We start from the raw sequence: 19,371 nt of genomic DNA, 5'->3' as shown, positions 1-19,371 counted from the left end.
AGGGGGTTCTTTCCTGGCAAGCGATCGTCACAGTCCACTTCGGACCTCGATGCGCCCGGCCATGGCCGCGCGCGCGACCAGCCGGTAGTCCTGCTCGTTGCGGTCCGCGTAGCTCTCGGCGAACTCGGCCAGCGCGGTGTCGAACACCTTGCCGTCGTCCAGGTACGCGGCCATCGCCACCCGGTCGCCGGTCCGCGCGTGGGCTCTGGCCAGCGTCCACCCGCACAGCGTTCCGTACAGCCGCAGGCCCGCCGCGTCCATGGACTCGACCGCCGCCGAGCCCTTCCAGTCGCGCAACTGCCGGACGTGGAAGTCCCTGGTGAGCCCGTCGATGCCTTCGGCGGTCTCCCAGCCGAGGAAGATGTCGCCGGTGGCCTGCATCAGCCGCTGTCCGGTCACGACCCGTTCGCCCTCGCTGCGGTGGTTCGGGCGCACGTCACCGGGCAGGTGGTCCGCGAGCACCGACCGCGGCGCCTCCTTCACCTGCAGCAGCAACGGATCGTTCTCGTCGCGCCCGTACAGCAGCACGATCCAGCACCGGGTCCCGACACTGCCGACGCCGACGACCTTGCGCGCCATGTCGACGAACCGGTACCCGTTCATCAGATGACGCCGGTCGGCGGACAGCGTGGCGGCGTAGCCGGCGAGCAGGTCCTGGACCATGAACTCCAGGTCCTCGCGGTCCGCGTCGGGCACCAGGTGGCCGACCGGCACGAGAAGCGGCGGATCGGCGGTGATGCGGCGGCACCCGTCGACGACGGAGGTCAGCTTGCGGTAGGCCTGCAGACTGTCCCGCGTACGGGCCTTCGCCTGCTGGTGCGCGAAACGGCGCTGCTTCGCCTTGTCCGCGCGTGCCTTGAGCATGATCTCCACCTCGTCGGCACCGGCCTGGGCGTACCAGACCTCCAGGTCACCCTGCTGCGCGAAGCGGATCATCGCCGACCGGTACCGGCCGGCGGCGGCGCGCACGGCGGCCGCCCGTGCCTTGCGCCCCAGCCCGTTCTGCCGGCCGGCGACGGCGATGCTGGCCGCGAGGCGTTTGACGTCCCACTCCCACGGACCGGGCAGCGTCTCGTCGAAGTCGTTGAGGTCGAACACCAGTCGCCGCTCCGGGGAGGCGAAGACCCCGAAGTTGCTCACGTGCGCGTCCCCGCTGAGCTGGCAGGTCAGACCGGACGACGGCGTCGCCGCCAGGTCACCGGCCATCACCGCGGCCGCGCCGCGGAAGAACGCGAACGGCGAGGCCAGCATCCGCCCGTACCGGATCGGCACCAGTTCCGGCAGGCGCGTGGCGTCCTGGCCGGCGAGGACCTCCACCGGATCGGGCCGGCCGGTGCCCTCGGGCAGTTCCGCGTGGGCGGCGAGCGGAACCTCCTTGCGGGCGGCCAGACCCGTGGTGATCCTCGCGGCCACCGAACCGGTCATCGCGCACCTCCCCGCTGACGGAACCGGCGGCTCCGGTCCACCTGCGACGCAACACCGCCGCGGTCGCCGGCACACCACCCGCCGCGGGGGAGCACCGGCGGGGCACCTCATCCGCGGCGCGTGAAGCGCTCGGGCCGCGGCCGCCGGAGTCTGCTCGAGTGGACTCCAACGCCTTGCGCAGAGTGCTCGTGCCCCTCGCCCTCGCCCAGTTCATCTGCAGCTTCGCCGGCTCCAACATGAACGTGATGATCAACGACATCAGCCGGGACCTGGACACCACCGTCCAGGGAGTCCAGCTCGCGATCACCATCTTCCTGCTGGTCATGGCGGCGCTGATGATCCCCGGCGGCAAGCTGACCGACCGCTACGGCCGCAAACGATGTCTCACCGCGGGCCTCGCCGTGTACGGCCTCGGCGCCGTGCTGAGCGCGTTCGCGCCCGGCCTGCCGGTCCTCATCGTCGGCAACTCGATCCTGGAGGGCATCGGCACCGCGTTGCTGATCCCGCCGGTCTACATCCTGGCGACGATGCTGTTCACCGGCGTCACCTCGCGGGCCCGCGCGTTCGGCGTGATCAACGGCATGGCGGGCATCGGCGCCGCCACCGGGCCGTTGATCGGCGGGCTCATCACGACGGTGCTCAGCTGGCGGGTGGCCTTCCTGTTCCAGGCGCTGGTCGTCGTGGTGATCTTCGTGCTGAGCCGCAAGCACGTCCGGGACCCGCGGCCACCGGACCCGAGCCGCCCGTTCGACGTCCGCGGTGCCGTGCTGTCGTCGGCCGGGCTCGTCCTGATCGTGTCTGGTGTCCTGGCGGCGGACGACAACCTCTGGCTGATGCTGGGGCTGCTCGCCGCCGGAGCCCTGACGCTCGTGTGGTTCTTCCACTCCGTGCGCGCCAAGGAACGCGCCGGCGTGGAACCGTTGCTCTCGACCGAGTTGTTCCGCAGCCGCACGTCCAACCTCGGCCTGGTCACGCAGAACGTGCAGTGGCTCGTGCTGATGGGCATCTCGTTCGTGGTCTCGGCCTATCTGCAGGTCGTGCGCGGCTACAACGCGATCGAGACCGGCCTGATCCTCACCGCCGCGACCGCGGGCGTGCTGCTGGCGTCCCTGTCCGCCGAGCGCCTCGCGCGCCGGCACGCCCAGCGCAGCCTCGTGCTGACCGGTTTCGCCGTCACGATCACCGGCATCGCGCTCTTCCTCGGCCTGCTCGCCCTCTCGCCGCAGGTGTGGACCTTCCTGCCGGGCCTGTTCCTGATCGGGCTCGGCATCGGCGCCATGCTGACCCCGTCGGTGAACGTTGTGCAGTCGAGCTTCCCGGACGCGCTGCAGGGCGAGATCTCCGGTCTGTCGCGCAGCGTGTCCAACCTCGGGTCGTCGCTCGGCGCCGCGATCGCGGGCACCATCCTCGTCGCCGGCATCACCCGATCACCCGAAACCTCGTACGCGCTGGCGCTGGTCGTGCTGGCGCTGATCGCACTCGGCGGCATGGTGGCGGCGGCGTTCCTGCCGCGGACCACGCCGGTCCAGGCGCGGTGACCGGGATGACGGACGAACTGCCGCGGTTGCGCGCCGAGGTCTACGCGCTGCAGGCACGGCTCGACCGGCGGGCGCGGCGCGCGGCCACGGTGAGGATGGTGCGCCGGATCGGTGCCGCCGTGCTGGTCGCGGTGACGGCGTTCGCGCTCGTGATGAGCGTCGTCGGCATCTGGAGCGCGCGAACGGCGCTCGACACCGACCGGTGGGTCGCCACGGTCGCGCCCCTGCCGAAGGATCCAGAGGTCGCCGCCGCGGTCGCGGACTTCGCGACGGTCAAGCTCTTCGAGGCCGTCGACGTCGAGCAGCGGCTGCGGTCGGTGCTGCCCGAGCAGGCCGCGTTCGTCGCCGGGCCGCTGGCGAGCCAGCTCCACGCCCCGGTGCGCGCGACGGCCACCAAGGTCCTGGGCAGCGACCAGTTCCAGCGCGCCTGGACCGAGCTCAACCGCCGTGCCCACCAGCGCGCGCTCGCCGTCGTCGAGGGCGACAGCGACCTGGTCGCCGTCCACCAGGACAGGGTCGAGATCGACCTGCTGCCGTTGATCAACGAGATGCTCCGGGCGCTCAGCGCGCAGCTGCCCACCCTGTTCGGCAGGCAGCTCTCGCTGCCGGACCTCGGCAGCGGGGAGATCCCGGCGGATCTGCGGGTCCGGGTGCAGGACTCGCTCGGCGTGACGTTGCCGGAGAACTTCGCGCGGTTCACCGTCTACGACTCCGGGCAGCTGTGGGCGGCGCAACAGGCCGTGGTGACGGCCAAGCGAAGCCTGGTCCTGTTCCTGCTCAGCACTTTCGTGCTGCTCGTGCTCGCACTGCTCGTCTCGCCCGATCGCCGGCGCACGGCGCTGCAACTGGGCCTGTGGCTGGTGATCGCCGCGGTGGCGGTCACGGCGGCGCTGCGCGCGGTCCGGGAGCAGGTCCTCCTGAACGTGCCGGAAGGGCTCTACCGCGACGGCGCCGCGGACGTGCTGACGGCGGTCTTCAGCCAGCTGCGCACGCGAGGCTGGCAGATGCTCTGGACAGGCGCGCTGCTCGCCGCCCTGATGTACGTGATCGGACCAGGCAGGGGACCGGTGTGGTTGCGCCGCAGGACGATCCAGGCCTTAGGAGCGATCCGCTCGGGCGGGCAGGCGCTCGCCGCACACGGTCCCAGTTGGACCGCGCGCCATCTCGACGCCGTGCGCGTCGGCGGCGTCGCCGTAGCTGTCCTGCTCGCGCTGCTGCTCTCGTCGTGGACAGCCCTGTTGTCGATCGTGGTGGTGCTGGCGGCCTATGAGCTGCTCGTGACCGTGTTCGCCCTGCGCTCCACCCGCACCGGATGACCCAACTGATCGAACAGAGGAGAAGTCGTATGGCCATCGGGCCGATCCAACTGATCGTGCTGGGCTTCACCCACCCGGACTTCCGCGGTGAAGTGATCGCCGAACTGGAGGAACTCCGCAAGACCGACACCGTCCGCGTGATCGACGCCCTGGCCGTCCACAAGGACCCCAAGGGCGCCATCGCGGTCGAGCACCTGAGCAACCTCTCGCCCGCCGAGGCGGTCGAGCTGGGCAGCAAGATCAGCGTGCTGCTCGGCCTCGGTGCGGACGCGGGAGCCGAGTCGGCGCGGGAGAAAGGAGGCGTCCACCCGTTCAGCGACGCGGACGCGTGGGACGTGCTCGCCGAGATCCCCAACGACAGCGCGGCCGCATTGCTGCTCGTCGAGCACCACTGGGCCGTACCGCTGCGCAACGCCGTCGCCCGCGCCAACGGCTTCCGCATCTCCGACGGCTTCATCAGTCCCCTCGACCTGATCGCGATCGGGTTGGTGAGCGCGGAAGAGGCCAGGGAACTGCACGACCTGGAAACAGCGGGATCGGCGAAATGAGGAGGCAGACATGTTCGGATCACGGCGAGTGGCCCGCCGCACCGCACGACGCACGGTACGGCGAGCCGGAAGAGCTTCCGGGATGTTCAGGTCACGCCGGCTAGCCCGGTAACTCAGGACAGGGCGAGTTCACGCAGCCGCGCCCAGTCCAACTGCGGACGCGGCTGCGGGACCCCGGGCCGGTGGCGCGGCACCCTCACGCGCAGCGCCCCCGGCCTGACCACGCACCGCACGGGAGTCGTCATCGTGACCGCCTCGCCGTCCACGCCGACCGGGATCAACGGGGTGTCCGCCGTGATGACGACCTCCGTCGAGGTGCGCATGAGCACGGCGTCCGACCGCCGCCGGCCGCGCAGCAGGCCGGCGGCTTCCGCCGCGTCGCGCACCGTCACCGCGAGCACGCCCAGCACGCCGCCGTCCAGTCGTGGCCTGCGCCCCAGCCCGGCCAGGTCGCTCGACCCGTACGGGTTGTTGCTGACCAGCACCGCCTGCGCCCCGGCCAGCCAGGCCCCGCCCGCCTGCAGTCGCAGCGCCGTCGACCGCGGCCCGTTGAGCAGGTCCGGCAACAGGTCCAGCGTCGTGCGGGTCTTGCCCTCGCGGTAGGCGGGACTCCGCACGACCTCGGCGTACGCGCCGAACGACGCGTTGTTGACGAAGGTGCGGTCCCCGGCCACGCAGAGGTCGACCCGCACCTCGACGCCGTCGGTGAGAGCGTCGAGGCAGCGGCGGGGATCTTCCCGGTCCAGCCCGAGGTCGAGCGCGAAGTGGTTGCGGGTGCCCGCCGAGATGACCATGAACGGCACCCCGCGTTGCGCCGCGATGCCGGCGACGACCGCCTGGGTGCCGTCGCCCCCGGCCACCCCGAGGAGGTCGGCGCCGTCGTCCAGCGCCCGCCGGGCGAGCGCGGCGACGTCCTGCGAGCCGTCGAGCACGCAGACCTCCGCACCCAGGGCCGCGGCCAGTCCGGGAAGTCCGAACCGCCCGACCTTCCCGTCACCGGACCTCGGGTTCATGATCAGGAACGGCCGCCGGGGCCGGGGCACCTCGAGTTCGACCGGGCGGCCGGCCACACCTTTCGCGGCGAGCGCCCGCCGTCCGCAGGCCAGCGCGACGAACCACAGCAGGGCGCACACGACGACCACCCACGCCAGGCGGGCCTGCACGTACAGGACGACCACGGTCAGCGGTGCGAGCACCACGAGCAGCCCGCCCAGCCACCGCACGGGACCGCGGTGGGCGAGGAACCACCAGGCGCCCGCCAGCGCGATCACCGTCCCCGCCGCACCGGTCAGCACCAGCCCGGCGCCGGCGCGCACACCGGCCGCCACCAGCACGACCACGACGGCCGTTCCCGCCGCCAGGAACGCGAGCCGGGCCATCCGGCGTTGTTCTGGCGGCACAGTCACATCGGTCACGGCAGCCTCCAAAGTGGAATGTCCCTCCACCCTGGCGGCGCCCGGCGCGGGCAGCCTCACCCCGGCCGGATGAACGGGCCCTGCGGGCTCATCCGCGCCGGCGGAAGCGCCCCCGCGGGACCGGCACGACGATCGGTGCGGTGAAACCGTTGCGCGTCACCAGAGTTCTCTGTCCACTGACCGCGGGACTGCTGGCTCTCACCGCCTGTTCGGCTCCCCAGCCCGTCGCCCAGAGCACCTCGGCCAGTCCCGTGCCGATAGCCACGAACTCCACCGCACGGCACTTCCGCGCACAGGTCCTCGCACGTGTTCCCACCGACCGGGCCGACGCGCGTGGCCTGGAACTGGTCGGCGATCTCCTGGTCGAGAACACGGGGCCGGTGATCCGCGCGGTGGCGCCCGCCACCGGTGAGGTCCAGGCCCAGCAGTCCGTGCGGCCGGGTAGCGGAACCGCGCTGACCCCGGCCGGGTTGTGGCACGCCGGCGTGGCGCTGCTGGACCCGCGCTCACTGGCCGAACGCCGCCGGGCCACGGTCACCGCCGAGGCCTGGGGACTGTGTTACGACGGAACGCACCTCGTGCAGTCCGACGGCTCCACCACACTGCTGCTGCGCGACCGCGACACCGCGGAGTTGATCCGCGAACTCCGGGTCGACGCCCGCGAGTGGGCGGCGGCACGGCTCGGCGAGCTCCACTGCGCGACCGTCGACGGCCGCCCGCAGGTGTGGGCGGCCGTGACCGGCACGGACTGGATGATCCGCGTGGACCTCGTCTCGGGCACCGTCACCGCGGACGCCGACCTGACCGCCGTCACCGTCGCCGAGGTGCCGACGGGCCGGAACCAGGTGATCGGGGGCATCGCGGCGGTGCCGGACGAGGCGGGGGAGTTGTGGCTCACCGGCAGGCACTACCACCACCGCTACCGGGTCCGGCTGCACCCCAGGTCGTGACGCGGTCCTGAAACAGTTGTCTCCATAGCTTCAGTGTTGACAGAAATCAATCTCACAGCAGTCAACGCCGGGCAGCTTCTCCTTCGATCGCACACCGCAGCGCTGAAGCCAGCCAGTGCAGTTCTTCGGTCGCGTCCGGAGAGCGGCGTCGTCCCTGCACGCGACCGACGAGCTCCCGGTACCGTTCCGCGCCCGCGTCGATCCCCGCTTGCAGCGACGCCAGCACCGCGCTCAGATCGGTGTCGCGGAACATGGTGGAGATCAACTCCGCTGCGGCGGGATCGCCGGGTTCGATGCCGTCCTCCCTGGCCTGCGCGACCTTGTTCACCACCTGCCGGGCCCACCAGATGGTCGCGCCGGGCGGTGCTTTCTGGCCGGGGGCGGGGGTGTTGAGCTCCAGGAAGGTGCCCAGCCGGGCGCGGAAGTCCGGATCCTGGAGGAGTTCCGCCAGTTCGATCCAGGCGTCCACCTGGTCCGGTGTGGGGTCTTCCGGCAGGTCGATGCTGAGGTCGCGCACCCGTTCGCGCAGCTCCGGGGCGATGTCGAGGCGGCCGAACACGTCCGCCTTGAAGTCGTCGACGATCTGGGCGCGTTCGGCGGTGGAAAGCCGTGCCAAGCGGTTCATCAATGCTGTCTCCTCGAGGGTGGACCGGCGTTTGGACACTGTGGACAGCACGGCCCGGCTCACCTTCAGGGCGCGGATCTGCGTGTCGATCGCGGCGACGTGCGCCGCGGCGACATCGCCGACCGTTGCCTTGCGTTCGAGCACGCGGCGCACGTCGTCGAGTCCGAGACCCAGTTCGCGCAGAGCGCGGATGAGCTCGACGCGGGCCACGCACGCGGCGTCGTAGAGCCGGTAGTCGCCTGCCGTGCGGCCTACCGGCTCGATGACGCCCTCGTTCGACCAGAAGCGCAAGGTACGTGCGGAAACGCCCGTACGGCGGGCGAGCCGGCCGATGGTGAGCAGGTCCGTGCTGTCGTCCATGGGTCAATCCTCGACGTTGCAGCCGCTGGAAGGTCAAGCGCGACCTTCGGTCAGTTCGGTGGCTCGCCGACGAGGACGTGCACGAACGTGCCGGACAGGCCGTAGCTGCTGACCCCGGCGATCGCAGGGCCGTCACCCGGCCACGGCGTCGCCCGGGGCACGGGTGCGATGTTGAGTCCTGCCCAGTCCACTTGGGACGTGGGGCTGTCGCTGTACAGGCTGGCGGGAACGGTGCGTTCGCGTACGGCGAGCGCTGCCTTGATCAGCCCGGCGAGACCGCCTGCCGCCTCGGGGTGGCCGATGTTGGTCTTGACGGAGCCGACCAGGCAGGGGCTGCCCGCGGGCCGGTGGGCGCCGATGGTGGCGCCGATCGCCTGCAGTTCCAGCCGATCGCCGGCCGGGGCGGCGTTGCCGTGGGCCTCCACGTAGGCGATGTCGCCCGGTGTGATGCCCGCGGTGGCCGCTGCTCGCGTGATCACCTGCAGGTAACCGTCGACCGACGGCGCGATGATCGCCTTGGCGGTGCGGCCCTTGCTGGCCTGGGCGCTGCCGAGGATGAGCGCGTGGATCGTGTCACCGTCGGCCTGTGCGCTGGAAAGTCGTTTCAGGACAAGCACTCCGGCGCCGTCGCTGCGCACGAAGCCGTCGGCGTCCTCGTGTGCGAAGCGGCAGCGTCCGGTGGGGGAGAGCATGCCCGCGGCGGAGTAACCGGCGGTGTGGCCGGTGCCCAGCACGAGGCTGACACCGCCGGCCAGTGCTGTGTCGCACTCCCCGGTGCGCAGGCTCTGGCAGGCGAGGTGGACGGCCAGCGTGCCGGAGGAACAGGCCGCGTCGACGGTGGTGCACGGGCCGCGCAGGTCCCAGGCGTAGCTGATGCGGCCGGACGCCATGCTGCGCGCGGCGGCGGTGGCGATGGCGTACATGTCGACGGTGGTCGTGCCCTGCAGGTGGTCCCAGTGCTCTCCGGTGCTCTGCCCCATGAACACGCCGACGTCGCGGCCGGCGATCGCCTCCGGGGGCAGGCCCGCGTCCGCGAGCGCGTCACCGGCACAGGTGAGCAGTACGCGGTGCTGCGGGTCGAGGGTGGTGTTCTCGCGTTCGGTGACGGAGTAGGCGTCTTGCGAGAAGTCCGTTGTGTCGAACCGGTTCGCGGCGCTCACCGCGTCGGTCTCGCCGAGGACCAGCTCCCAGAGCTGTCCGGGGGTGGTGGCGCCGGGAAAGCGGCACCCCATGCCGACGATGGCGATCGGCTCGCAGGTGTTCATCAAGACCTCTTCTGACGACGGATCCGGGCACGACCGTAGTGGCGGGCCGGGGTGCACCCTCATGATCGTCATCACTTTGAGTGACTCAATGGCACTTTGGGTTACATCTCTGTTCTCATTGGCCCACTTCATGATCGTTCGATCGAAAGAACCGTGAGCCGATGTGCGGCATTGCAGGCTGGGCCGATCTCGCCCGCCCGTCCACCGGGATGCGCGACCGCGTCCAGCGGATGAACGACGCCATGGCGTCCCGCGGACCTGACGGAGACGGCATCTGGTCCGGACCGCACGCCGTGCTCGGCCACCGCCGCTTGGCGGTGCTCGACCCGGCGCACGGTCAGCAACCCTTCGTCTTCACCGACGACAGCGACGAACCGGTCGTCGCGCTGACCTACAGCGGCGAGGTCTACAACCACCGCGAACTGCGCGACGAGCTGGAACGGCGGGGCCACAAGTTCCGCACCGGCACCGACACCGAGGTCGTGCTGCACGCCTACCTCGAGTGGGGCGTCGACTCGGTCTCCCGCCTCAACGGCATGTACGCGTTCGCGATCTGGGACCACCTGCGGGGCCGGCTCGTCCTCGTCCGCGACCGGCTCGGCGTCAAGCCCCTGCACTACACCCGGCGCGGCGCTGGACTGCTGTTCGCCTCCGAACCCAAGGGCCTGTTCGCCAGCGGCCTCGTCCGCCCGTCCGTGAGCACCGACGGACTGCGTGACTTCCTCGCGTCCGTGCACACGCCGGGGCAGAGCCTTTTCCAGGGCGTGCACGAGGTCCGGCCGGGCACGGTCGTGATCCTCGACGCGATCGGAGTGCGCGAACAGCGTTACTGGCAGCTGGAAGCACGTCCCCACCACGAGGGCGTCGGCGCCACTGTCACGCACGTCGCCGATCTCCTCCAGGACATCACCGAGCGCCACATCCAGGCCGACGTCCCGCTCGGCGCCCTGCTGTCCGGCGGCCTGGACTCCAGCGCCCTGGTCGCACTCGGTCAACGCGCCGCGCACCGCGGTGGGAGGCCGCTGCGGACGTTCTCCGTCGACTTCACGGGCAACGCCGGCCACTTCGCCGGCACCAGCCTGCGGTCCACTCCGGACGCTCCGTTCGTGCGCGACGTCGCAACCCGGTGCGGTGTCGAGCACCACGACATCGTGCTCGACTCCGCCGAGCTGACCGATCCCCGTCACCGCCGAGCCGTGGTGACCGCCAAGGACGCGCCCGCGCTCGGCGACATGGACACCTCGCTGTACCTGTTGTTCCGAGCGGTCCGTGAACGCACCACCGTGGTGCTCTCCGGGGAGAGCGCCGACGAGGTCTTCGGCGGCTACCCGTGGTTCCACGACCCGGACCGCGTCCACGCCGACGACCACCCGTGGCGGTACTTCACCGGCCACAGCGGTACCTACCAGGCGTTGCTGCGCGACGACGTCACCACAGGCCTCGGCATCGCCGCACACCGCGAGGCGCACTACCGGCAGGCACTCGGCGAGGTTCCCCGCCTGGCCGGTGAGACCGATGACCGCATGCGGAGGATGATGTACCTGCACCTCACCAGCTGGCTGCCGCACCTGCTCGACCGCAAGGACCGGCTCAGCATGGCGGTGGGTCTCGAGGTGCGGGTGCCGTTCTGCGACCACCGGCTCGTCGAGTACGCGTTCAACACCCCGTGGGCGCACCACACCTTCGACGGACGCGAGAAGTCCTTGCTCCGCGCGGCCGTGGCACCGCTGCTGCCCGCGAGCGTGATCGGCCGGACGAAGGCGCCGTACCCGGTCACCCACGACCCGGCCTACCACCGCGCGATCACCGACCAGGCCCGGGACCTGCTCGCCACCCCGTCCGCTCCCGTGTGGACACTGCTGGAGCCCGAACGGCTGCGCGACCGGCTCGATCGGCCCGGAACCGATCACGCCACCCGTTCGGGCATCGACTTCGCACTCAACCTCGACCTGTGGTTGCGCACCACACAACCGCAGTGAGTCCTCTATGGACTGATCAACGGGTCTGAGTCGCGGAATCCTGGCTTTCCAGCCACTTCAGGATCGCGCGGTTCGTCTCCTCCGGCTTCTCCTGCTGGATCCAGTGACCGCAGTCCAGGGTGACGACTTCCACGTTCGGCACGAAGTGCGTCAGGTTCTCCGACCTCGGAACCACGTCCCGGTCGCCGTAGATCATGAGCGCGGGCTGGCGGATGATCGGGTCCACGTCCGCCAGCCGGTGCCAGTTGCGATCGGAGTTCCGGTACCAGTTGATGCCACCCGTGAAGCCCGCCGACTCGAAGGCGGTGACGAAGACGGCCAGCTCGTCGTCGCTCATCAGGGGCTCGCCGAGCGGTACCTCCGCTCCGGCGAGATCGATCAGCGCCATGCCCGGCTGAGGCGCCCTGGGGGGTTCGTTCTTCCGGTACATGTTGCGGAGGAACCGGAACGTGTTCTTCTCGAACACGGCATCGGCCACGCCGGGATGCCGGTTGAAGTGGACGTAGTAGAAGTCGCTGCCGAGCGCGTCCTCGATGAACTCGACCCAGGGCTTCTCCCCGCGCTCTTGGTACGGCACGCTCAGGTTCACCAGCCTGCTCACGCGGTCCGGGTGCAGCAGGGTGAGTCCCCAGACGACGATCGCACCCCAGTCGTGACCGACGAAGGTGGCGTTCTCGTAGCCGTAGTGGTCGAGGAGTGCGACGAGATCACCCGACAGGTGTTCGAGGTCGTAGGCCGTCACCTCGGCCGGACGCGCCGAGCCGCCGTAGCCCCGCTGGTTCGGGACGATGACGTGGTAGCCCGCCGCGACGAGGGCAGGTACCTGATAGCGCCAGGAGAAGGCGTGCTCGGGCCAGCCGTGGCAGAGCACGACGGGGCGTCCCGCGTTGTGCCGGCCTGCTTCGAAGACTTCGAGTTCCACGCCGTTGACGGGAACGAGGGTGGGCTCGGGAAAATCGGTCGGATCGAACGCTGAGGTCATGCCGTGATCCTGCCGACCGAAACCGGTCACCCCATGACCGCTTTCCGTGAAATCTTGGCGGAGTGCGAACCGACCGGCTGGTGGCCGTTCTCCTCCTGCTGCAACGACGGGAGCAGGTGACGGCGGCGGAGGTGGCCCGGGAACTGGAGGTCTCCGAGCGCACCGCCCGCCGCGATCTCGACGCACTGGCCATGGCCGGGGTGCCCGTGTACTCCCTGCAGGGCCGGGGCGGCGGCTGGCGCCTCGTGGGCGGTGCCCGCACCGACCTGTCCGGGCTGACCGCGAGCGAGGCCCGCGCCCTGTTCCTGGCCGTCGGCCCGGCCTCGGTCATGACGCCGGCCGTGAAGGCGGCTCTGCGCAAGCTCGTCCACGCCCTGCCGGAATCCTTCCGGGGCCAGGCCGAAGCAGCGGCGTCGTCGTTGGTCGTGGACCCGCGGCGGTGGGGGGCGAGCCGGAGCGAGCACCGGCCGCCCCGCTTCCTCGACGAACTCCAGGAGGCGGTGATCCGCGGCGTCCAGGTGCGGCTCGGCTACGTCGACCGCGAAGGCGCCGAGACCGGGAGAACCGTCCACCCGCTGGGCATCGTCGCCAAAGGCCCGTCGTGGTACCTCGTGACCGAGACCGAGGCCGGCCGGCGGACCTTCCGCGTCGACCGCGTGTCGTCCGTCGCTCCGACCGGCGATCCCGTGCACCGGCCCGGCGACTTCGACCTCGCCGGGAGCTGGCGCGCCATCGCCGACGAGGTCGACCGCAGGCGAACGCCTGTCGAGGTCCAGGCGGTGTGCGTGCCCCACGGGACGGGTCTGCTCCGGATCGCGTTCGGCGACCGGCTCGAGGTGGGAGGTGCCACGGCGGACGGCCGCGTCGAGGTCGTGATCCGCGGCCGGGACGAGCACGTGCTCGCCGGTGAGCTCGCCGGACTGGTCGACTGGGTCGAGGTGACCGGTCCACCGCGGGTGCGAGAGCACCTGGTCTCCATCGGCAACGCGCTCGTCGAGCGGTACGGCTGAGAGACCGCGTCCGGACGATCGGTACTGTTGGCCCGCCTGACGGAAGGACACGGGTGGACGACTCGTCGAAGGTCGGTAGGCACGCTCGCGGGGTGCTGGCCGCCGCGAAGGCGTTCCGCGCCGAGGCGGCAGGGGTGCGCGCGGAACCGGACCGGTTGCGCGCGCTCGCCGTCGCGCACCACCAGGCGGTCCGCGACTCGCTGGTGGCCGACCGGCTCCGCGCCATGCCGGTGGACAAACTGCGGGACACGAAGGCGAACCTGCGGCTGAGCAAGCTGAAGGCCGCGGGGTACCGGACCGTCGCCGACGTCGTCCGGGCGCGCCCGGAACAGCTCGACGGCGTGCCCGGGGTCGGCAGGCAGTCCGCCGAGGACATCGTGCGGGTCGCCCGCGCCGTCGTCGAGGGTGTCACGCGCGACACCTCCGTCCGGCTGAACCCCGACCGCGCCGACCGCGCCCAGACCGAGCTGCTGCAGCTGATGTCCAAGCTGCGCAGGGCGAACCAGCTCGTCGGCCCGCTGCGCGAGCCGCTCGGAGAGGTGCTGGGCAGCGTCGACGCCGACGTGCGCGCCGCGGCCCGTGCCCTGAGCCGGGTGCGGATGTTCTTCTCGCTGCGGAAGAACCGGCAGGCCGCACTCGACTCGCTCGGCCGGCTCGAGGCCCTGCTGGCCAGTCGTGACGTGGCGGCGTTGCGCGCGGTGAGCACGCAGCTGCGCGTGCCGGACCTCGACCACCGCGCATTGTGGCGCGACTACGAGCTCGACGCGGCCGCCTACAACACGCTGCTCGCCGACCTCGCCGGTGCGGACGGGGTGCCGGATCGCGGTGCCGCCAACGGTTTCGTCCCGGCCGACATCGAGCACGAGGTCGACGCCACCACACTGGACACCAGCCTGCTGAAGGTGTCGCTGCGCGGCTACCAGGTGTTCGGAGCCAAGTTCGCCCTGGCCCGCAAACGCGTCATCATCGGCGACGAGATGGGACTGGGCAAGACGATCGAGGCCATCGCGGTGATGGCCAGCCTCGCCGCCGGAGGGCGGCGCGGGTTCCTGGTGGTCTGCCCGGCGAGCGTCGTCGTCAACTGGGTCAACGAGATCGCCCGGCACAGCGACCTGGTGCCGCACCGGATGCACGGCGCGGGCCGCGACGGCGCGGTCGGCGAGTGGCTGGCACAGGGCGGCGTCGGCGTGACGACCTTCGGCACGTTGCCGAAACTGGTGCTGCCGAAGAGGTTCCGCCCGGCTCTGGTCGTGGTCGACGAGGCGCACTACGTGAAGAACCCGGACACGCAGCGTTCGCAGGCGGTCAACAAGATCGTGCAGCGCGCGGAGCGGGCGGTGCTCCTCACCGGCACGCCGATGGAGAACCGCGTCGAGGAGTTCCGCAACCTGGTCGCCTACCTCCAGCCGGGCGTCGCGGCGGGCACGGGCTCCATCGACGCCGTGGTGGGGGCGAAGGCCTTCCGCCGCGTCGTCGCACCGGTGTACCTGCGGCGCAACCAGGAGGACGTGCTGGGGGAGCTGCCAGAGCTGCTCGAGGTGGAGGACTGGGTCGAGTTCGGCAAGCAGGACCGAGCCGCGTACCTGGACGCGGTGCGCGCGGGGAACCTGATGGCGATGCGCCGCGCCGCCTACACGCCGGGCACGCCCGGCGGCTCGGCGAAGCTGGAGCGGCTGCTGGAGATCATCGAGGAGTCGAGGGACAACGGCTGGAAGGTCGTGGTGTTCTCGTACTTCCACGACGTGCTGGACGCGGTCGCGGAGCACGTCGAGGTCTTCGGGCCCCTGACCGGTGCGACGTCGGCGCAGGGCCGTCAAGAACTGGTGGACGCGTTCACCGCGCGCGAGGACCACGCGGTGCTGGTGGCCCAGATCGAGGCGGGCGGCGTGGGCCTCAACATCCAGGCCGCGTCCGTCGTGATCATCACCGAGCCGCAGTGGAAGCCGAGCACGGAGGACCAGGCGATCGCCCGGTGCCACCGGATGGGCCAGGTCCGCAAGGTCCACGTGCACCGGTTGCTGGTCAAGGACAGCGTGGACGCGCGGGTGCAGGAGGTCCGCGACCACAAGACCCTGCTGTTCGACCACTTCGCGCGTGAAAGCGACACGAAGCACTCGCACGCGAGCGCGCTGGACTCGGCGGTGTCGGTGGAGCAGCGAGTGGTGCAGGCGGAGCAGCAGCGCCTCGGCCTCTGAGCCTTGCATCCGATACCCCGGTACGGGTTTACCGTCGAACCATGGAGGAAGCAGAGAGCTGGGCGCCTCGGTCCTGCACGTTGCCGACGGCTGAGAGACCGTTGCGCCTGGCCGAGTTCGACGAACTGCTCGCCGGTGCCGCACGCCACCGTTCCCAGAAGACTCGATTGGTGCTGGAACTGCAGCCACGGCCCGAAGTCGCGGCCCGTGCGGCGGACCTGGCGGTGCGGGAGACGGGCTGCTGCTCGTTCTTCACGTTCGAGCTGACGGCCACCGGTGGCGGCCTGACCCTGGCGATCTCGGTGCCGGACTCGCGGGCCGAGGTGCTCGACGCGCTGGCGGCGAGGTGAGCGGGATGCGGACGGGCGAGGTCGTCGAGGCGGCCGGGATGAACCGGGAGACGCTGCGGTGCTACGAGCGAGTCGGCCTGCCCGCCCCGCCGAAACGATCACTCGGCGGGCATCGGCTCTACCCGCGCGAGACCGTGAAGGTGCTCCGCGTGATCAAGGCGGCGCAACGGCTCGGCTTCACCCTCGACGAGGTCGCGGACCTGCTCGCACTCGCCGTCGTGCCCGCTGCCCTTCGCCGGGCCGGGGTGAGCGAGGAAGGCGTCCACCAGGGGATATCGTCCTGATCAGCTGATCAGGAGGGTGCTGTGCCGGGGTTCGTCGCGGGGATGGAACGTCACCAGGTCGCCGTCTGCCTCGGCGCGCTGGCCGCGGGGGCGGTGGCGGGCTGGGCCGCTCCGGGGGCGGGCCCGGTGCTCGAACACGCCATCAACCCGGTGCTGGCAGTCCTGCTGTACGTGACGTTCCTGCAGGTGCCGGTGGCCGAACTCGGGCGTTCGATGCGTGCGGGCCGGTTCCTCGGGGCCGCCCTCGTCGTGAACTTCGTGGTGGTGCCGTTGGTGGTGGCCGCGCTCTTCACGTTCCTGCCCGACGACCAGGCCGTGCGGCTGGGCGTGCTGTTGGTGCTGCTCACACCGTGCGTCGACTACGTGATCGTGTTCAGCGGACTGGCCGGTGGCGACAGCCGGCGCCTGCTCGCCGCCACGCCGTTGCTGCTCCTCGCGCAGATGGTGCTGCTGCCCGGTTATCTCTGGCTTTTCCTCGGCTCCGGCCTGGCCGTCGTCGAACCCGGCCCGTTCGTCGAGGCGTTCGTCGTGCTGATCGTGGCCCCGCTGGCCCTGGCGTGGCTCACCCAGGCCAGGGCGGCGCGGATCATCGGGGCGATCAGCACGACGATGGTGCCGTTGATGGCCGCGACCCTGTTCGCGGTGGTCGCGTCGCAGGTGCCGAAGCTCGGCGACGACCTGCCGCAGGTCGCCCGCGTGGTGCCGTTCTACGTGGCGTTCCTGGTCGTGATGGCCTTCGCCGGGCTCGCCGTGGCCCGGTTGTTCCGCCTGGACGCGGTTTCGGGGCGCGCGGTCGTGTTCACCGGGGCGACGCGCAACTCGCTGGTCGTGCTGCCGCTCGCGCTGGCGTTGCCGGACGACCTCGCGGCTGTCGTCGTGGTGACGCAGACGCTGGTCGAGGTGGTCGGCATGGTCGTCTACGTCCGGGTGGTGCCGCGTCTGCTGCCCGGCCGTCAGGCCTGAAGCCGGCGATCTTCGCCGGCCCCCAGCCGTCTTCTACGATGAACCGATGAGGGGGCTGCGGTGGCCGGACGCCGTGTTGTGGGTGGTCCTGGCGGTGCCGCTGGTGCCGGGAGCGATCGGCGAGCCGGTGGAGCTGATCGCCGGACTGGTCCTGCTGACCGCCGCCGTGCTGCTCTTCCGGAGGTTTCCGGTGTGGACGCTGTGCGCGCTCGTGGCGGCCGCTGCGGTACCCGCGCTGGCACTGGTGCCGACCGTGACGAACCCGCCGTGGGTCTGGCCCTTCCTCGCCGCCGGGGTGTTCGGGTTCCGTGCCGGACGGTGGGCCGGCGACTCGGTGCTCGTGCCGCTGGCCACCGTGCTGCTCGGCGGGCTGCCGGTCAGCGTGCTGGCGGACGGGACGGCGCGCGGCGGGTTCGGTGTGCTGTTCGGGCTCTACGACTGGTTCCTGCTGGTGCTGATCGTGCTGGTCGTGGTGCTGTGCCCGTGGTTGCTGGGCCGGTACCTGCGGCTGCGCGCCGAGGTCGCGGCGGCGGGTCTGGAGCGGGCGGCCCTGCTGGAACGGGCGCGGATCGCGCGGGACATGCACGACTCGCTCGGTCACGAGTGGGGGCTCATCGCTTTGCGCGCGGCCGCTCTCGAGGTGTCGCCGGACCTGCCCGAGCGGCACCGGGCGGCGGCAGGCGAGCTGCGGGCCGGCGTCGCGGCGGCGACCGAGCGGCTCCAGGAGATCATCGGCGTGCTGGGGCCGCGAGACGAGCGGACCGACGTCGCCGCGCTGGTCGAACGCGCCGCGGCCGCGGGCATGGACGTCGAGTGGACCCCGGCGGAGCCGTCACCCGAGGCCGTCGAACGCGCTGTGCACCGGATCGTCCGGGAAGGACTGACGAACGCCGCCAGGCACGCGCCGGGAGCGCCGGTCAGCGTACGGGTGGAACGCCTGTACGCCAGCACGACCGTCACCGTCGCGAATGGACCGGCGGTCGACACACCAGGTCCGCCGGGCGGCGGCAACGGGCTGGCCGCCTTGGCCGAACACGCCCGGCTGCTGGGCGGCACGCTCACCACCGGGCAGGGTGACGGCGGGTTCACGCTCGTCGCGGAACTGCCGCACGACGCGCGACCGGCGAACGTCGGCAGGCCGGCCCGCCGAAGCCTGGTCAGGGCGGCCAGGACACCGCTGCTGGCCGGCGCCGCCATCGCCGTGCTCGCCATGGCGCTCTACGCGGCGGTCGGCGCCAACAACAGCCTCGACCCCGAGGTGTTCGAGAAGATCCAGCTCGGCACACCGCGCGCGGACGTCGAGACGCGCCTGCCACCGTTCCAGATCCTGGGGGACCCCGAACGCATGCTGTCCGACCCGCCGAAGGGCGCCGACTGCCGCTACCACTGGTCGCGGGAGCAGACCGACGAGCAGCTGTTCTTCCGGCTGTGTTTCGCCGCGGACCGCCTGGTGCACAAGGAAGCCGTGCCGCGCGGCGCTATTTCGGGCGAAGCGCCGTGATCCGGGTGCTGCTGGCCGACGACGAACCGCTGACCAGAGCCGGGGTCCGGGCCGTGCTCGGCGCCGAGCCGGAGTTCGAGGTGGTGGCCGAGGCCGCCGACGGGCACGCGGCGGTGGAACTCGCGCTGGCCCACCGGCCGGACGTCGTGCTGCTCGACATCATGATGCCGCGCATGGACGGCCTGGCCGCGGCGGCCGAGATCCGCCGCGTCGTCCCGGGCACCGGCGTGATCATGCTGACGACGTTCTCCGAGGACGAGCACATCGCCCGCGCGTTCGACGGCGGTGCCAGCGGTTTCCTGCTCAAGACAGGAGATCCGAGGGAGCTCTTCGCGGGCATCAGGGCCGTGGCGGAGGGTGCCGCGTACCTGTCGCCGAAGATCGCGCACTGGGCGATCCGGCGGCTGGGTGAGGAACGGGTGTCCGGAGCCGCCCGCGCGCGGGACCTGGTCGCCGGGCTCACCGAACGGGAACGGGAAGTGCTCGCCCTGGTCGGCGCCGGGCTCCCGAACGCGGAGATCGGCCGCCGGCTGCACGTCGTGGAGGGCACGGTGAAGGTGTTCGTGAGCTCGATCCTGCGCCGGCTGAAGGTGCCGAACCGGGTGCGCGCCGCGATCATCGCCTTCGAGGCGGGACTGGTCGACCAGGCCTGATCTATGTCTTTC

17 protein-coding genes are annotated in these 19,371 nt (G+C 71.3%); 12 read left to right on the top strand and 5 right to left on the bottom strand.

The genetic code is table 11. The features are described 5' to 3' along the window. Window positions 1–27 precede the first annotated feature (27 nt). Window positions 28–1,425, bottom strand: a complete 1,398-nt coding sequence (locus LX88_RS22935) for a DUF2252 domain-containing protein (protein WP_258949860.1) — start codon at window positions 1,423–1,425, stop codon at window positions 28–30. Window positions 1,426–1,583: 158 nt separating this feature from the next. On the opposite strand from LX88_RS22935, the gene LX88_RS22930 reads away from it, so the two are divergent. Genes LX88_RS22930 through LX88_RS22920 form a run of 3 tightly spaced genes read left to right on the top strand, consistent with a single transcriptional unit; the run spans window position 1,584 to window position 4,827 of the window. Then, window positions 1,584–2,963, top strand: a complete 1,380-nt coding sequence (locus tag LX88_RS22930) for an MFS transporter (RefSeq protein ID WP_258949859.1) — start codon at window positions 1,584–1,586, stop codon at window positions 2,961–2,963. A 5-nt stretch (window positions 2,964–2,968) separates the two neighbouring features. After that, window positions 2,969–4,279, top strand: a complete 1,311-nt coding sequence (locus LX88_RS22925; protein ID WP_258949858.1) for a hypothetical protein — start codon at window positions 2,969–2,971, stop codon at window positions 4,277–4,279. Window positions 4,280–4,308: 29 nt separating this feature from the next. Continuing rightward, window positions 4,309–4,827, top strand: coding sequence for a hypothetical protein (locus tag LX88_RS22920; RefSeq protein WP_258949857.1), 519 nt, complete (start codon window positions 4,309–4,311; stop codon window positions 4,825–4,827). Between the two features lie 113 nt (window positions 4,828–4,940). Here LX88_RS22920 and LX88_RS22915 read toward each other — a convergent pair whose 3' ends face one another. Beyond that, on the bottom strand, window positions 4,941–6,242 hold the full coding sequence (locus LX88_RS22915; protein ID WP_258949856.1) for a diacylglycerol/lipid kinase family protein: 1,302 nt from the start codon (window positions 6,240–6,242) through the stop codon (window positions 4,941–4,943). Between the two features lie 140 nt (window positions 6,243–6,382). Between LX88_RS22915 and LX88_RS22910 the strand changes: the two genes are divergently transcribed. Then, window positions 6,383–7,192, top strand: coding sequence for a glutaminyl-peptide cyclotransferase (locus LX88_RS22910; RefSeq protein ID WP_258949855.1), 810 nt, complete (start codon window positions 6,383–6,385; stop codon window positions 7,190–7,192). Window positions 7,193–7,253: 61 nt separating this feature from the next. Here the strand turns inward: LX88_RS22910 and LX88_RS22905 are convergent, their stop codons facing one another. Both LX88_RS22905 and LX88_RS22900 read right to left on the bottom strand, forming a co-directional pair. Further along, window positions 7,254–8,177, bottom strand: a complete 924-nt coding sequence (locus LX88_RS22905) for a helix-turn-helix domain-containing protein (protein ID WP_258949854.1) — start codon at window positions 8,175–8,177, stop codon at window positions 7,254–7,256. 50 nt (window positions 8,178–8,227) lie between these two features. Continuing rightward, a complete protein-coding gene (locus LX88_RS22900; protein ID WP_258949853.1) occupies window positions 8,228–9,442 on the bottom strand; it encodes a beta-ketoacyl [acyl carrier protein] synthase domain-containing protein in 1,215 nt (404 codons plus the stop codon). A gap of 161 nt (window positions 9,443–9,603) precedes the next feature. Between LX88_RS22900 and asnB the strand changes: the two genes are divergently transcribed. Then, entirely contained in the window at window positions 9,604–11,421 is a 1,818-nt protein-coding gene (gene asnB / locus LX88_RS22895; RefSeq protein ID WP_258949852.1) for an asparagine synthase (glutamine-hydrolyzing), read from the top strand. Between the two features lie 16 nt (window positions 11,422–11,437). Here the strand turns inward: asnB and LX88_RS22890 are convergent, their stop codons facing one another. Beyond that, entirely contained in the window at window positions 11,438–12,403 is a 966-nt protein-coding gene (locus LX88_RS22890; RefSeq protein WP_258949851.1) for an alpha/beta fold hydrolase, read from the bottom strand. Between the two features lie 62 nt (window positions 12,404–12,465). Between LX88_RS22890 and LX88_RS22885 the strand changes: the two genes are divergently transcribed. Genes LX88_RS22885 through LX88_RS22855 form a run of 7 tightly spaced genes read left to right on the top strand, consistent with a single transcriptional unit; the run spans window position 12,466 to window position 19,359 of the window. Beyond that, window positions 12,466–13,413: a helix-turn-helix transcriptional regulator gene (locus LX88_RS22885; protein WP_258949850.1), complete on the top strand. Its 948-nt coding sequence runs from the start codon at window positions 12,466–12,468 to the stop codon at window positions 13,411–13,413. A gap of 53 nt (window positions 13,414–13,466) precedes the next feature. Next, window positions 13,467–15,608: a DEAD/DEAH box helicase gene (locus LX88_RS22880; RefSeq protein ID WP_258949849.1), complete on the top strand. Its 2,142-nt coding sequence runs from the start codon at window positions 13,467–13,469 to the stop codon at window positions 15,606–15,608. Window positions 15,609–15,649: 41 nt separating this feature from the next. Next, entirely contained in the window at window positions 15,650–15,958 is a 309-nt protein-coding gene (locus LX88_RS22875) for a hypothetical protein (RefSeq protein ID WP_258949848.1), read from the top strand. Window positions 15,959–15,963: 5 nt separating this feature from the next. Beyond that, on the top strand, window positions 15,964–16,242 hold the full coding sequence (locus LX88_RS22870; RefSeq protein ID WP_258949847.1) for a MerR family transcriptional regulator: 279 nt from the start codon (window positions 15,964–15,966) through the stop codon (window positions 16,240–16,242). A 42-nt stretch (window positions 16,243–16,284) separates the two neighbouring features. Next, a complete protein-coding gene (locus LX88_RS22865; RefSeq protein WP_258950157.1) occupies window positions 16,285–17,205 on the top strand; it encodes an arsenic resistance protein in 921 nt (306 codons plus the stop codon). Window positions 17,206–17,251: 46 nt separating this feature from the next. Then, complete coding sequence (locus LX88_RS22860; protein ID WP_258949846.1) at window positions 17,252–18,706, top strand: sensor histidine kinase; 1,455 nt, start codon at window positions 17,252–17,254, stop codon at window positions 18,704–18,706. Continuing rightward, complete coding sequence (locus LX88_RS22855) at window positions 18,703–19,359, top strand: response regulator (protein ID WP_258949845.1); 657 nt, start codon at window positions 18,703–18,705, stop codon at window positions 19,357–19,359. The genes LX88_RS22860 and LX88_RS22855 overlap by 4 nt, the downstream gene beginning before the upstream one ends. Window positions 19,360–19,371 lie beyond the last annotated feature (12 nt).

Source organism: Lentzea californiensis (assembly GCF_024648825.1).
Lineage (GTDB): Bacteria > Actinomycetota > Actinomycetes > Mycobacteriales > Pseudonocardiaceae > Lentzea > Lentzea californiensis.
This window is presented reverse-complemented; position numbering and strand designations above follow the sequence as displayed.